Genomic DNA, 13,938 nt, shown 5'->3' on the forward strand with positions numbered 1-13,938 from the left:
ATGAAAATTAGAGAGTCCGGAATCATCTTATTTATGGAAAACTATCAAGAAGGCGTCGAATTCTACATGCATAAATTAGGTTTGCCCCTTCGGGTACAAAAAGAGGATTTAGCTATCCTTGATTTTGGCAAAAGTTATTTAATGATTGAGGATCGTGGCGTTGCCTCCAATAGTGAAAAAACGAGAGCGCAAAACCCTATCGTCATTAGAATCGATGTCTATGACTTTAATGAAACCGTCAACGAGCTGCGTGAGCGAGGTACGGAAGTAACCGTTCGGGAATTAAGCTGGGGCACAATCGGGGTCATTATTGACCCGGAAGGTAATCGGATTGAAATTAAAGCCGCCGATTAAACGTCGCCCTCAATTCCCTTCTACTCCACCCAAGAAGACCGCAATGGCGGTCTGGTGTTTGTTGAGTAACAAGTAATTCGAGAAATTTGCTAAATACGGAAGTGGGGTGTGCCTCGGAGGAGTTTACGTCCGCCTTTGAAACCCTTGAATATACCGCTAATTTTAATCAAATAAATTCATGGGTTTCAACAGCGGCCGAAGGGGTATGCCTCACAAGAGTATATAGCAACATTTCGAGTCTTCGGTCCCTCAACAAACAAAAAGACCGCCAATGCGGTCTTCTCATCATATATTCAAATCCTTGCGCTTACCTGTCACAATATAAATGACGCCTTCGCCGATATTCGTACAATGATCGGCTACCCGCTCCAAGTAGTGAGCTACGAACATCAAGTGTGACAGTTGACGGTTCCGGGCAAACTCGCTGTTCATCATGCCGATGATTTCATTCATCAGATTGCTGTACATCTTATCGACCTCGTCATCCTTCTCAGCGAGCGCAGCCGCGCGATGAATGTTGCGCTCCGTATAAGAGAGCAAGCTCTCGTGCAGCATATCCCTTACGAGAACGGCCATGTGCGGAATATCTTCCAGAGGTTTAATTAGCTCCTCGCCTGACAAGCGAATCGCGATTTTCGCGATATCTACCGCATGGTCGCTGATTCGCTCCAGATCGGTCGCGATCTTCAAGGCGGTACCGATAATCCGCAGATCGCTTGCCATAGGCTGCTGCAGTGCAATAAGGCGCAGACAGCGCTCTTCGATCTCAAGCATCATCCCGTCGATGATGTCGTCTTCCACTACGATCTTTTTGGCTAGCTTATCATCCAATCTCGCCAAAGCATCAACTGCCATGGAAATGGACTCCTCCACAAGACTGCCCATTTTTAATAACGATTGCTGCAGCTCATCGACATTCTGGTGAAAACTCGTTCTAGTATCCATAATAGCCCCCTCACATCATTTGCATTATCCGAAACGCCCGGTGATGTAATCTTCCGTTCTTTGATCTGTAGGTGCGGTGAAAATTTTATCCGTTTGATCGGATTCGATTAATTCGCCGTTTAAGAAAAAAGAAGTATAGTCGGAAATTCTTGCGGCCTGTTGCATATTGTGCGTTACAATGATAATCGTATATTTTTCTTTCAAAGTCTGCGTCAGCTCTTCCACTTTCAAAGTAGAGATGGGGTCCAACGCTGAAGTTGGCTCATCCATGAGCAGAACGTCTGGCTCTACCGCCAGCAATCGGGCAATGCAAAGACGCTGCTGCTGACCACCAGACAAGCCTAGAGCGGATTTATGCAGACGATCCTTTACTTCATCCCACAAAGCAGCTTGTACCAAGCTTTTTTCCACGATCTCATCCAATACGGCTTTCTTCTTAGTTCCATGGATTCTTGGACCGTAAGCAATGTTATCATAGATACTCATTGGAAATGGATTTGGACGCTGGAACACCATGCCGACCTTTTTGCGTAAGGACACGACGTCCATTTCTTGTCCGTAAATGTTATGTCCGTCTACATAAATGTTCCCATTAATTCTGACGCTGTCGATGAGGTCGTTCATCCGGTTCAACGTACGCAGGAAGGTAGACTTGCCGCAGCCGGAAGGACCGATCAAGGCAACGATAGAGTTATTTTTAATTTCCAAGCCGATACTGTGAAGGGCCTGATTTTCACCATAAAATAAGTTGAGCTTTTCTACTTTGATTTTGTTTTTCTCCATCATGCTTATTTCCCCCCGGAAAGTCTTTTTTGTAATAAGCGGCTAGGAATTCCGATCAACAGGTTGAATACCAGCACGACGATAAGCAGCAGCGCTGCGCTTCCTTTTGCAATTTGCTTGGCGTCAGGAACGATAGCTTCTGATTGAACATACCAGAGATGCGTTGCCAGCGTCTCCCCCATAGCCAGAGGATTCCAATCCGGGAAGAAACGGGAGACCGATAACCCGGCGGTGTAGATCAAGATCGCAGATTCGCCCAGAGCCCGTCCGGCAACAAGGGTGATTCCTGTAATCAAGCTTGGCATAGCTGCAGGCAGCAGCACTTTACGAATCGCTTGCCAACGGGTCGATCCAAGCGCAAGCGATGCTTCCCAGTAGGATTCCGGCACCGAGCGAAGCGACTCCTCCGTTACACGCACCAGAACCGGTAGATTCAACAGTGACAATGTAGCCGCACCACCGATGATGGAAAATTTCAAACCGAACAAATTAACAAACAATAGGAATCCGAACAGTCCGAATACGATAGACGGAACAGAAGACAATGCTTCTACTGAGATTCTGATAAAATCCGTGAATTTATTTTGCTTCGCATAGATTGATAAGTACACTCCCGCTCCGATACCGATTGGCAGAGAGAACAACAGAGATAAGAATAAGATATAGAAAGAGTTGAACAGCATCGGCCCTACGCCGCCGCCCGCCATAATCTCCTGAGGCTTGCCAGTAATGAATTTCCAGGAAAGCTGTGGCAATCCATCACCGAGGATTCGGATCAGGAACCAAGCCAGCAGCAGCATAATCATAACGCCTGTTACCCAAAAGAAAACTGTTGCAATACGATCCGTTGTCTTGCTCGTCATTTCACTTCACTCCTCTTGGCAACAAACCGGATGATGATGATCAAAGACAAGGAGATCAGCAGAAGAACTAATGCCATCAAATAAAGCGCGTTATTCCAGGTCGTACCGTAGTTCGTATTCCCCATATCCTTAACGATCGCTGTAGTCAAAACAGTTGTGGACTCCAACAACGAACCCGGCATTTGGGGCGAGTTCCCGATCACCATGAACACCGCCATCGTCTCCCCGATCGCTCTACCCATGCCTAAGATAATACCTGTAATAATACCTGGACGAGCTGCCGGCACCAGTACTCTCCAGATCGTCTGCCAGCGAGTTGCACCTAGAGCTAGCGATGCTTCCTCTAATCGGCTGGGCAATGCGCGAATCGCATCCTCAGAGATCGACAGGATCGTGGGCAGGATCATGATCGCCAGGATGATTGCCGCGGGCAGGATCCCGTAGCCGATTGTACCCGTTACTTTGGCCAGCATCGGAACGATGACGGTTAGTCCAATCAGACCGTACACTACAGACGGAATACCTACGAAGAGATCCGTCGCTGGGCGCATAATTTCGCGCACCCATTTTGGTGCAATTTTTGCCATGAACACCGCTCCGGATAAAGCTAACGGTACTGAAAATACTACAGATAACAAAGTCAGCAGTAAGGTGCTGTACAAGAAGGAAAAAATCCCGAATTTATTTTGACTCGGTGTCCAGTCGGTGGAAAAAAAGAATGCCCAAGGCGACACACCCGAGAATGTCTTAACACCTTGTATCCCAACAAATGCAATGATGGAAAATATAATGGCGGAAACTAATATCGCGCTGCCGACAAAAATCCATTTCATCATTTGATCTGTGCGATTTTGTTTTTTCGTCCAGCGGCTTACTTTCTTTTCTAATGTTGCTCTCTCATTAAGCTTGTCAGCGAAAGAATTCACGACCTTCTGCCCCCTACTTCTTATTAAATGAACGACCACGGCTGGCTGCACCGTCATCCAACGTTTGTGCGCTTCGTATGGTTCTTTTTCATCATAGAGGACAATTGTTAAAGCCATGCCGTTGAATTGTTAAGACAATGTAAAAATTAAAGGAAATACAATGAAAATAGACAAAAGACCCGGCTTCATAGAAACCGGATCTTCCTCTTCTAGCAATTTCTTATTTTTTCAGCAGGTTAGCAGGTAAGAATTTCAGCTCTTCTACTTTTTTGCCTTGGAAATCAGGGCTGGAGATGTAGTCGATGAATGCTTTTACTGCGCCTTTAGCTTCACCTTTAGTGTACATATGCTCGATACCGTACAAAGGATATTTACCGTCTTTAATAGTATCTTTGGAGAATGCTACACCTTCGAATTTCAAAGCTTTGATCGTATCGTTCAAGTAAGGAGTATCTACATAACCGATGGAGTTTGCAGTAGAACCTACAGTTGTTGCTACAGCGCCGCTGGACTCTTGAGTTACGCCATCTTTAGTGAATTCTTTGTTATCCAACACGATTTGCTTAACCAAGGTACGGGAACCGGAGCTGTCTGGACGATGAACAACTACGATTTTAGCGTCTTTACCGCCAACTTCTTTCCAGTTCGTGATTTTACCCATGAAAATATCTGCAGCTTGAGCTTTCGTCAAGTTATCTACGTTCACATCTTTATTAACAATCAGAGCAAATGGAGCGATAGCTACTACGTGGTCAACCAAACCTTTGTCTTTGTACTCGTCGCCAGCTGCAACGTCGGAGTTACCGATATCGGAAGTGCCGTCAGCTACGTTTTTCAAACCAGTACCGGAACCACCAGCTGTTACGTTAACCGTTACCTTCGGATTTTTTTCCATAAACTCGGTGGAAGCTTGTTTTACCAAAGGAAGCAATGCGCTGGATCCAGATGCAGTTACTGTGCCAGTCAATTCAGCAGCCGGGTCAGGCTTTTTATCGCCAGCTGGCTGTGCGCCGTTTGTTGGTGCTTTAGTATCAGGAGCCGCTGTCTTCGTACCGCAAGCAGCAAGTACCCCCATTAAAAGAATTGCGATCAGTGCAAAGCTGAAACCTCTTTTCGAGAAATGTTTAAACATCTCTTCATGTCCTCCCTTTGTTTCGTTCGTTTTTTGTTTACTTTGACATCTTAACAAGCCAATGTAAAGTTTGAACCCGCAAAACGTAAACGGAATGTAAAAGTTATTTTTGTCGAATTTCGATTCTTTTTACATAAAATTGGTACTGTGTTAATAATCCCTTTCTATACTATAGGAAAAAGGATCTAGGACTTCGCTTCATGTTCTTGTTCCTTATATGAAGGAAAAATGGAGGGGTTATTCATGCGCACACAGACAAAGAAGCTGCCGACCATGTTTGATTTATCTTTAAAAATGAAGCTTGTTCTCGGAATGACCGCCATGCTCGCCTTGTTTCTGATTGCAGCGTTGTACAATTTGCAGCAGGTGGACAAGATGAAGGCTCATTTGAGCCAGCAGAACGATAAAGTAGAATTGAAGCTGATGGCGTTGGAATTAAAAGAAATGGTACAGGAATTAAACATCATTGCTTCAGGTCTTGAAATATCCAAGAAAGCAGACTACATACCTAAATATAATGAGAAAAGAACGATATTCGACGGAATGATCAAGAAAATCGGAGAGACGGCCACTACACCGGAGCAAGCCAAATGGCGCAGCAAGCTGATCTCTCTAACGGTTGAATATACGAATACGTTCGATGTCGCGGCGAAGCTCGTTCAGGACAATAAGCTTCCTTCGGCTGATTTGGATAAAAATATGGAGTATTTGTATAACGAGTCGCAAAAACTAATGGCTGACATTTTCATCAACGTTGATCAATTCTACATCTCCTACTCGGAGGATGCGGCACAAGCGATAGCAGATACCCAGACCTTGCTGGACCGGACCGTCATGGCGATGTGGATCGCATCCATTCTCGTTGTCATTTCCGGTGTCGCTATCGCTTACCTGCTAATTGGCTCGTTCGTTAAGCCTATCCGTAAATTGCAGCAGGCTGTACAAGCTATGGCGAGAGGCGACTTAAGGGCCAGAATAAACAGCAGCTCCAGAGATGAGCTTGGCGATTTAAGCCGCAGCTTCGATCATATGATCGATCAGGTCCGCAGCATGCTCTCGAATATGCAATCCATAGCTTCTGCGTTGTCCGAGCATTCCAGCTCCTTTCACAGCTTCTCGAGTTCTACGGCTATCGCCAACGCAGATATCATAAGAGCTATTCAGGAAATCTCGTCAGGCGCAGACCAGCAGGCTGGCCAGACGGAACGAAGCACCTACCTGATTGCAGAAGTCGAGCATGAGATTGAGAAAATAGCGGAGAATTCGATAACGATTCAACAAAAAAGCCGTGAAGCAGCCTTTAATACCCATCTCGGCTCCACCTCAATGGAAACGTTAAAGCATGCGTCGAAAACCTCGGAAGAAGTGCTGAACAAGGTATTCGCAGCGATGGAGAGCTTATCCGGCAGCACTGTGCAAATTCATCAAATCGTGAATACGATCACCGATATATCTCATCAAACCAATGTGTTGGCCTTAAATGCAGCTATTGAGGCGGCACGTGCGGGCGTACATGGACGCGGCTTTTCCGTCATCGCTGAAGAGGTCAGACAGCTGTCCGCTCAGACGAACGAATCGTCCAAGTCTATCGCCATCATTATTCGTTCGCTGCTCGAGCAAACCAAGGAGCTTGAATCGTATTTGAACGTCGCTAGACAATCAGTTGACCAGCAGAACAGCAAAATGATTGAAAGCATAGATGCCTTCCAGCATATTCGAGTGTCAATGGACATACTGTCCGAGCATATTGATCATATTCAGGAGCAGATCGGTGCAGCTAAGGAAATGAACGGCAAACTCGTCGATTCTGTACAGTTTGTAGCAGCCATCGCTCAAGAAACGGCGGCAGGCGTGGTAGAGGTCAATTCGACCTCTGTTCAGCAGGACTCCGCGATTCAGCTTATTGCTTCACAAGCAGATGATATCCTCGAATTATCGAGTAAGCTGTTCCATGAAATCAATCAGTTTCAAATTGCAGAAGGCACGGGTCAAGATTTGGAAAATAGTCACTACACTGCGGCTGAACCGAAAGGTGAAGCTGCATTATCGGATGTGATGAAACCGAATAGCGCAGTTGAAAATGAAGGAACTACGGTAGAACAGAAGTCGGAGGATGAAGTTAACCATAAGAAAGAAGAAGAGAAAAAACTCGTTACAGTATGAAAAAAGCTCGGCCCCAGTCTTCTATCCCTTAAAGGGAAGAAAGACCGGAGCCGAGCTTTTGTTACAACATAATAAGCATCCAGCATCCAATCATCATCTCTTATGCTTCCATGTGCCGAGAGTTGTATCTTCAGCAAGACTCACGTCAGGATTTTTGGACACTCCCAATCTCTGCGATGTGTAAATCCCTGTATGTCCGGAAAATAAATAGCTGACAATACATGCCAAAAACATATAGACTGCGGCCTCGGAGCCGAATAACTCGATTCCAAGCATAAAGCAGGCGATCGGGGTATTCGTCGCGCCGCAAAAGACAGCAATTAAGCCAAGACCTGCAAGAAACGGTCCTTGCAGCTGCAGCAGCTCCGACAGAGCATTGCCGAGCGCAGCCCCGATCACGAATAGCGGGGTCACCTCTCCTCCTTGGAAGCCCGCCCCCAGCGTAACGGAAGTAAAGATCAGCTTCCATAGAAAAGCGAACGTCGCTACGGGCTCATGGAACGAATCAGCCAACAGCGGTAAGCTTAAGCCCAGATAATCACGTGTACCTACGATGTACACTAGTGCAATAACGACGAGTCCACCCACGAAGCTCTTCATTACCGGATTCGGAAGCAGCCTAGTGAACAACTGCTTCAGCTTGTGCGTCAGCTCGCTGAAAAACAAACTGACGAGCCCAAAAACGATAGAAGCAACAATGACTTTCAACAATACGCTTGCCGTCAGAGGAGGAACCTGCCCCATGGCATAGTGAGCATGATGGACTCCCCACGCCGTCGTTACCGTATGACCAATGAAGCTGGCAACAAAACAAGGGAGGAGCGCTTCATAGCGGATCATCCCTATCGCTATGACCTCCAGCCCGAATACCGCTCCGGCAAGGGGCGTACCGAATACGGAGCCGAACCCCGCACTGATGCCGCACATCAGCAATATTTTCCGATCGTCCGGTGAGATTCGAATCCATTTACCGAGCCACTCTGACAAGCTCCCACCCATCTGAACAGCCGTTCCTTCACGGCCTGCCGAGCCTCCAAACAAGTGTGTCACGATCGTACCGCCAAGAACCAGCGGTGCCATTCGAAGCGGAATCGCTTCATTCCCTGCGTGAATTTGCTCCAGGATCAGGTTGTTCCCCTTGGAGCTGCTCTTACCGTATCTCCAATAGATCCAACTGACAAGTGCACCACCAAGAGGGAGCAGAAAAAGCAGCCAAGGTAAGTTCATTCTCGCTTGTGTAGCGGCATCCAGACTCAGCAGAAACAAAGCCGAAGCGGAACCGGACAAGCATCCCACTACGCTTCCGATCAACAGCCATTTCAGCATGTACCTGATAATACCGTAATGAAGCTGCCCTGAGGCAGCAAATCTGGTCCATCGTTCCATCTACAATTATCATTCCTTACTTGAAATAAACAGGGATACCTGTATCCAACTATTGACCTTCCCGTATCTTTTCCTACCCTGCTATCATACCGTCCCCACTTATGAAGGCGCAAGCAGCAATGATGAAACTTGTCGCACGAACTATAATATTTTGACCTTTCTCCTACATTGCTCCTCTTATTGACAACGCCGATTGAAAGATTGTCGCATCCATGATGATTGCCGAGAAAAACTACTTTCTTTAGCGAATGGACACTACCTTTGTCACCCTTGCAGGGACTCGTAAGGAAGGAGCGAATAGCTAGTATATGAAAGATTAAGGAACAGAACGGAGGATGCGATGATGGAATTTGTATCTACAAAAGAAGTCGCTCAGAGGATGGGGGTAAGCCCCACCACGATCAAACGTTGGGTTGCCTTTTTTCAAGGTTGGTTTCAAAAGGATGAGCTTGGACATTACATTTTTTCTCCCCAAGATATAGAACGCCTAAAAGATATTCATGAGCAGCTTCAGCAAGGTAAGACGATGCAAGCCATTCTTGACTCGGATTCAACCGCTGAGAAACCAGCAAAACGATCTGAGCCTGTTCACTCTTTTCATGTTACGGACGAGCTTTTGCAGAGAATTAACCAACTGGAGCTTCAGCTTGCCAAAAAAGCGGATGACATCGTCTCCATGCAAATATTACAGCACCGAACCGAGCTAGAAGAGATTCGGAAAACGGTCCAGACCTTGGCAGAAGATATTGAAAACATCCAACGCTCCCTTTCCCGTCATTCCGAACGCACCCTCGCCAGCCTGCGTGAAACGCCGAAAGCAAGCAAGAAAAAAAGCTTCATCAGCGCGCTGTTCAGCTTCTTTTAATTCCCCGACTCTTTTTATTACTCTCACATGTACAGGAAAAGCCCTGCACTCCACCAACTGGAAATGCAGGGCTTTTCAAACGATAGCTAAAGCTCTACTTAGTGATTTGAACAACCTCAACACGCTGTCCTGTACGGATGGAATCCATAATCGCTTGGGTGAACGCCATATAACGAGCTCCGTCGGTGAAAGATGGATTACCTTTCGTCCCGTTACGCACGGCTTGAATGAAATCCTGTTCTACCGTCCATTCTTTACGCAAAGCATCTGGTACCTCCACCTTCCGTTCTCCTCCCCCCGTATTCAACACGACATGTGTGCCCTCGGGGTAGCAGGTCAATGTACCTTTACTTCCGTAGATCGTCAACTGACCGCTGCCGCCTAGAACGGCCCCCGTGAACAAAGCTGTCAACAACGGGCCTTTGGCAAACTGACCGAGAACTGTAACCGAATCCGGCAGCTCCACTCGACTCTTGCCTTCTGAGTCCTTTGGCCGTTCCTCAACCCAGATTCGTCCGTCCGCACAAAGCGATTGTAAGGAGCCGAACCACTTATTCAGCACCTCACCCATAATCCCCACGTCCAGCACATTAATTCCTTGCAAATCCGCTCTCTGTCTCCAATAAAGCGGCTTTTGCGCATCCGCATACTGTGATGACGGGTGTGTTAGATGGACATGCCGAACTTCGCCTAACTCCCCATCCTGCAGCACCTGCATAACATAGGGTTCCACTTTCATATAGTTAGGCGGTGGACAAAGCATCGTCGTTAGATCCGTAGACTCATCCTGCTTAAGCATTTCCAGAGCCTCGTCAAGATTCAATGCCATACGCGCTTGAGAGAAAACATGCTTCCCTTTGGAGATGCAATATTCCGATATTTCTTTATGTAAGATCGGAGGCGTGCATATAAATACCGCATTTACCTCAGAATCATCTACGACTTCCTGCCAAATCCGGTAAGCTTTACGAAAGCCGAACTGCTCTGCAGCCTGCTGCGCATTCTCATATCTGCGGTTAGCTACAGCTGTCAGCTCAACACCCTCTATTTGTTTTAAATTGGGCAAATGTCGTGATTTGGCGATTCCGCCCGCCCCAATCATACCGATGCGAATGTTCATGGTCAATCAACCTCTTTTCTTTGAATAATGGCTGCATTTCTATCCGTATCTTACCTCATCTGCGCTTCAATTTCCTCTTTTATCATAATCAATCCATAAAGAGTTTGAAAGAGTAATAGACCAAAATATTTCACTTCTATTTGGTCGACAATTCACGACAAAATCATCCACTTCGCTTATAATAGATTCATAGATTGATAGACATAATAAGGTGAGTGGATGGAATGAGTAAGTACGCGGCAAGCATCATTATTTTTATTTTCATTTTCATGGCGGGATGCGGACAAAAACCGGTAAAAGAGGAAACGAACGCTCCTGCTGCTCCAGCAACAAACACAGCTCTTAGCTCCCCAGCGATTAGTCAAACCTCCATGAACACGGAAGTCGTCCATCACAGCGCTAAGGTAGTTAATCAGGTTAAAATGACCGATAAACGAGTCGCTTTAACGTTTGATGACGGTCCGGACAACAAGTATACGCCGCGAGTACTGGATATTTTGAAAAAAAATCAGATTCACGCCACCTTCTTCCTGATCGGCGAAAATGCGCAAAGGCACCCTCAGGTGATTAACCGCATCCTTCAAGAAGGACATAGCATCGGAAATCATTCCTGGGATCACCAAAATCTGTCCAAGCAGACGATCGAGCAAATCCAAAGTGAAATCGGAAGGACCGACGAGCTGCTGAAGAGTATAGCGGGACAAGATCCAGTGCTTTTCCGGGCTCCCTATGGAGCCGTATCCCCCGACGTATTGGAAGCTGCAGGCTCCGCAGGGCATCAGGTCATCATTGGATGGTCCGTCGACACGTTGGACTGGAAAGGCAAATCAGCTGCTGAAATTATGAATTGCGTGAAAAAGGAAGTTCGACCAGGAGGCATTATTCTACAGCATTCCTCCGGTGGAAAAGGTGGAAATCTGAATAATACGATAGAGGCCCTACCGCTAATTATTGCCTATCTAAAAGATAACGGATATTCGTTTGTCACTGTACCCGAGCTTCTGGCTTACGATCATAACGCGAATCAATAGCGTAAATCTCCTGCTGAAAAAGGCTGCTTGACCGTTAACGGAGCATGCAGCTTTTTTGCTGTTCAATCCCTTCCTTGGATTGAAATAAATCCGTCGAAAAGTCAACTGCAAAAACGTTGCCAAACCGATGCCCCGCCCCGAATTTTCCCTTATGTTCATAGCCTACAGGTGTGCTATACTAGGATGGTATTTACAAAATTTTAATATAGATAATGTGGTGATATAAATGGGGGAGCTGCAGCTTGCAGTTCGCAATCAGGGGATTAAAGTGGCACGGCGGTTGCCCATGGTTGTATGGTCCTTATGGATCGTTTTTTTAGTGGAGTTAATGAGCAGGGGCGGCTGGGGGGACACGTTCAGCTGGACGTTCCATGCGATGCCGGAGCTTTTTCTTAACACTCTGGTTGTTCTTGGTGTTCTTTTTCTAATAACCGCCATCACAGGCAGAGTCCGTCTCTCATTCTGGCTGGTTGCTACGATCTTTCTCATCATGGGTTTGATCAGCGGAGTCAAGCTTAGTATTCTGGGCGTTCCGTTCCTGCCATGGGATCTGCTCTTAACGAGCGAAACGCAGGATATGGTTCAATACGTAAGCGGTCTTCTTAATTTTACAGTCATTTCGGGCATCATTGCTTTCATAGCGATCAGCTTGTTATTGCTGTATAAGCTCCCACGGCTCCGGTTTCCTTTCCTTATTCGCTGGAAGCACCGTTTAGTCTTGGGGATCGCCTCTATTCTCCTGCTGGGTTCCATTTATAATGACGGTTCTTTATCTTTGAAAACATGGACCAAGGTACAAAACCTGGCTTGGGATCAAACGGAAAATGTTCGGACGAACGGTTTTCTATTGTCCACGATGATGAATTTGAAATTTCTTTTTATGAGCCAACCGGATGGTTATGATGCGGACACCATACGCAATGTAGCTTCAGGCGTAACCCCAGCCGTTACTGAGCCTGGAGAGGTTAAGCCTAACATTATCGTCGTTCTCAGCGAATCCTTCTGGGATGCGACTCAGATCAAAGATATTTCATTTAGCCGCGACCCGCTTCCGTTTTATCACGAATTGACTTCGAAATATAGCAGCGGCACTATGCTTTCCCCTCAATATGGAGGCGGAACGGCCAATGTAGAATTCGAGGTGCTGACAGGTAATTCGATGCGTTTCTTGCCTCAAGGCTCGATTGCGTACAATCAATATATTAATAAAGATATCGATTCGCTGGCGGGCATCTTGTCGCGTCAAGGCTATAAAACGACGGCTATCAACCCGTTCCACAGCTGGTTTTATAATAGCAAAAAGGTATATGAGAAGTTCGGATTTTCCAAATTTATTTCACAGGAATTTATGAAATCGGACTATGAAGGACCTTATCTCGCCGATCGTGAAGTAGCAAGACAAATATTTGATGCTAGTGCGCGGACCGATGGTCCTGACTTTATTTTTGCCAATACGATGGAGAATCATTATCATTATTATCCAGGCAAATTTAAGGAGAATACGATTGAAGTCTCAGGCGTCAGCGGCGAGTCCAAAGGCTTGCTGGAAACCTATGCCCAAGGACTACTGGGTGCGGATGATATGTTGAAACGCATGGTAACCCACTACGAAAGCATCGATGAACCAACAATTATCGTGTTCTTCGGGGATCATTTGCCAAGCTTGGGCGACGATTATAAGGCCTATAAAGATAGCGGTTATTTGAAAGAGAATGATCCAGATTTTCTTGATAAAATGTACCGTGTCCCTGTATTGGTGTGGAACAACTACTTGCATGCGCCAAAAGACAACATCAATATGAGTCCCTCGTTCCTTGGTCCTTACACTTTGAAATTAGCGCAAAGACCTGGTAGTTACTACACGGATTACTTGTATCAGCTTTCACAGCGCATTCCGGTTATTCCTCCTGAGAATCGCTATGCAGACATGAAAATAAGCAAGGACAGCTTGAAAACCTATGAAAGACTGCAATACGATATTATATTCGGACAACAGTTCGGCTACGATGGTCTGAAGAACAAAATTCATGACAGCAATTATACGCTTGGTACAGGTTCCATGGTTATTAACGGAGTTCAAACAGAGCCTTCCAAAGACGGCGACATATTAAAAATTACCGGTGCTAATCTTCCTTATAACAGCATCGTAAATATTAATGGGGAGCAGGTTGCAACCCAATGGTCCAGTGATAAGGAACTGACAGCTCAAATTCATACGGATAAGAACAAGCCGACTCCATCTCCTTTAAAGCTTGAAATCATCGTGAAGGATTCGAAAAATGCCATTATAGCCAAATCCAATGAATACGATTATTCGCAAAAGGCCGTTGGGGTTAAGTAATTCCAACACCAACAAGCTCGGTTAGAACG

At 46.1% G+C, this 13,938-nt stretch carries 12 protein-coding genes; 5 read left to right on the forward strand and 7 right to left on the reverse strand.

Features of this window, described 5'->3' with window-relative positions; all coding sequences use genetic code 11:
* Window positions 1-354, forward strand: coding sequence for a VOC family protein (locus BP97_RS0104690; protein ID WP_028548055.1), 354 nt, complete (start codon window positions 1-3; stop codon window positions 352-354).
* Between the two features lie 285 nt (window positions 355-639).
* Here the strand turns inward: BP97_RS0104690 and phoU are convergent, their stop codons facing one another.
* The 5 genes from phoU to BP97_RS0104715 form a co-directional block, all read right to left on the reverse strand.
* On the reverse strand, window positions 640-1,299 hold the full coding sequence (gene phoU / locus BP97_RS0104695; RefSeq protein WP_028548056.1) for a phosphate signaling complex protein PhoU: 660 nt from the start codon (window positions 1,297-1,299) through the stop codon (window positions 640-642).
* 24 nt (window positions 1,300-1,323) lie between these two features.
* The gene (pstB, locus tag BP97_RS0104700) at window positions 1,324-2,082 is read right to left on the reverse strand and encodes a phosphate ABC transporter ATP-binding protein PstB (protein WP_028548057.1); all 759 of its coding nucleotides are present in this window, start codon (window positions 2,080-2,082) and stop codon (window positions 1,324-1,326) included.
* A gap of 5 nt (window positions 2,083-2,087) precedes the next feature.
* Window positions 2,088-2,945, reverse strand: a complete 858-nt coding sequence (pstA, locus tag BP97_RS0104705; RefSeq protein WP_028548058.1) for a phosphate ABC transporter permease PstA — start codon at window positions 2,943-2,945, stop codon at window positions 2,088-2,090.
* Window positions 2,942-3,871, reverse strand: a complete 930-nt coding sequence (gene pstC / locus BP97_RS0104710) for a phosphate ABC transporter permease subunit PstC (RefSeq protein ID WP_028548059.1) — start codon at window positions 3,869-3,871, stop codon at window positions 2,942-2,944. The genes pstA and pstC overlap by 4 nt, the downstream gene beginning before the upstream one ends.
* A 220-nt stretch (window positions 3,872-4,091) precedes the next feature.
* Window positions 4,092-5,003, reverse strand: coding sequence for a phosphate ABC transporter substrate-binding protein (locus BP97_RS0104715; protein ID WP_028548060.1), 912 nt, complete (start codon window positions 5,001-5,003; stop codon window positions 4,092-4,094).
* Window positions 5,004-5,246: 243 nt separating this feature from the next.
* On the opposite strand from BP97_RS0104715, the gene BP97_RS35305 reads away from it, so the two are divergent.
* Window positions 5,247-7,166, forward strand: coding sequence for a methyl-accepting chemotaxis protein (locus tag BP97_RS35305; protein WP_051620365.1), 1,920 nt, complete (start codon window positions 5,247-5,249; stop codon window positions 7,164-7,166).
* Window positions 7,167-7,259: 93 nt separating this feature from the next.
* Here BP97_RS35305 and BP97_RS35310 read toward each other — a convergent pair whose 3' ends face one another.
* Window positions 7,260-8,552 carry a voltage-gated chloride channel family protein gene (locus BP97_RS35310; protein WP_036745481.1) on the reverse strand — a complete coding sequence of 431 codons (1,293 nt, stop codon included), beginning with the start codon at window positions 8,550-8,552 and terminating at the stop codon, window positions 7,260-7,262.
* 340 nt (window positions 8,553-8,892) lie between these two features.
* On the opposite strand from BP97_RS35310, the gene BP97_RS0104730 reads away from it, so the two are divergent.
* Window positions 8,893-9,417 carry a MerR family transcriptional regulator gene (locus BP97_RS0104730; RefSeq protein ID WP_081823938.1) on the forward strand — a complete coding sequence of 175 codons (525 nt, stop codon included), beginning with the start codon at window positions 8,893-8,895 and terminating at the stop codon, window positions 9,415-9,417.
* A 94-nt stretch (window positions 9,418-9,511) separates the two neighbouring features.
* Here the strand turns inward: BP97_RS0104730 and BP97_RS0104735 are convergent, their stop codons facing one another.
* On the reverse strand, window positions 9,512-10,537 hold the full coding sequence (locus BP97_RS0104735) for a Gfo/Idh/MocA family protein (RefSeq protein WP_028548062.1): 1,026 nt from the start codon (window positions 10,535-10,537) through the stop codon (window positions 9,512-9,514).
* A 224-nt stretch (window positions 10,538-10,761) separates the two neighbouring features.
* On the opposite strand from BP97_RS0104735, the gene BP97_RS35315 reads away from it, so the two are divergent.
* Together BP97_RS35315 and BP97_RS0104745 are read left to right on the forward strand one after the other, a co-directional pair.
* Entirely contained in the window at window positions 10,762-11,568 is an 807-nt protein-coding gene (locus tag BP97_RS35315; protein ID WP_231506214.1) for a polysaccharide deacetylase family protein, read from the forward strand.
* A gap of 226 nt (window positions 11,569-11,794) precedes the next feature.
* Window positions 11,795-13,909, forward strand: coding sequence for an LTA synthase family protein (locus BP97_RS0104745; RefSeq protein ID WP_036745482.1), 2,115 nt, complete (start codon window positions 11,795-11,797; stop codon window positions 13,907-13,909).
* The last annotated feature ends 29 nt before the right edge of the window (window positions 13,910-13,938 follow it).

The organism is Paenibacillus sp. UNC451MF, assembly GCF_000686845.1.
In the GTDB taxonomy this organism is placed as follows: domain Bacteria; phylum Bacillota; class Bacilli; order Paenibacillales; family NBRC-103111; genus Paenibacillus_S.

What these genes read in the sequence shown, in the direction of transcription:
- BP97_RS0104690 (WP_028548055.1), top strand. Translation starts at nt 1, where the DNA reads ATGAAAATTAGAGAGTCCGGAATCATCTTATTTATGGAAAACTATCAA.
- phoU (WP_028548056.1), bottom strand. Translation starts at nt 1,299, where the DNA reads ATGGATACTAGAACGAGTTTTCACCAGAATGTCGATGAGCTGCAGCAA.
- pstB (WP_028548057.1), bottom strand. Translation starts at nt 2,082, where the DNA reads ATGGAGAAAAACAAAATCAAAGTAGAAAAGCTCAACTTATTTTATGGT.
- pstA (WP_028548058.1), bottom strand. Translation starts at nt 2,945, where the DNA reads ATGACGAGCAAGACAACGGATCGTATTGCAACAGTTTTCTTTTGGGTA.
- BP97_RS0104715 (WP_028548060.1), bottom strand. Translation starts at nt 5,003, where the DNA reads ATGTTTAAACATTTCTCGAAAAGAGGTTTCAGCTTTGCACTGATCGCA.
- BP97_RS35305 (WP_051620365.1), top strand. Translation starts at nt 5,247, where the DNA reads ATGCGCACACAGACAAAGAAGCTGCCGACCATGTTTGATTTATCTTTA.
- BP97_RS35310 (WP_036745481.1), bottom strand. Translation starts at nt 8,552, where the DNA reads ATGGAACGATGGACCAGATTTGCTGCCTCAGGGCAGCTTCATTACGGT.
- BP97_RS0104730 (WP_081823938.1), top strand. Translation starts at nt 8,893, where the DNA reads ATGATGGAATTTGTATCTACAAAAGAAGTCGCTCAGAGGATGGGGGTA.
- BP97_RS0104735 (WP_028548062.1), bottom strand. Translation starts at nt 10,537, where the DNA reads ATGAACATTCGCATCGGTATGATTGGGGCGGGCGGAATCGCCAAATCA.
- BP97_RS35315 (WP_231506214.1), top strand. Translation starts at nt 10,762, where the DNA reads ATGAGTAAGTACGCGGCAAGCATCATTATTTTTATTTTCATTTTCATG.
- BP97_RS0104745 (WP_036745482.1), top strand. Translation starts at nt 11,795, where the DNA reads ATGGGGGAGCTGCAGCTTGCAGTTCGCAATCAGGGGATTAAAGTGGCA.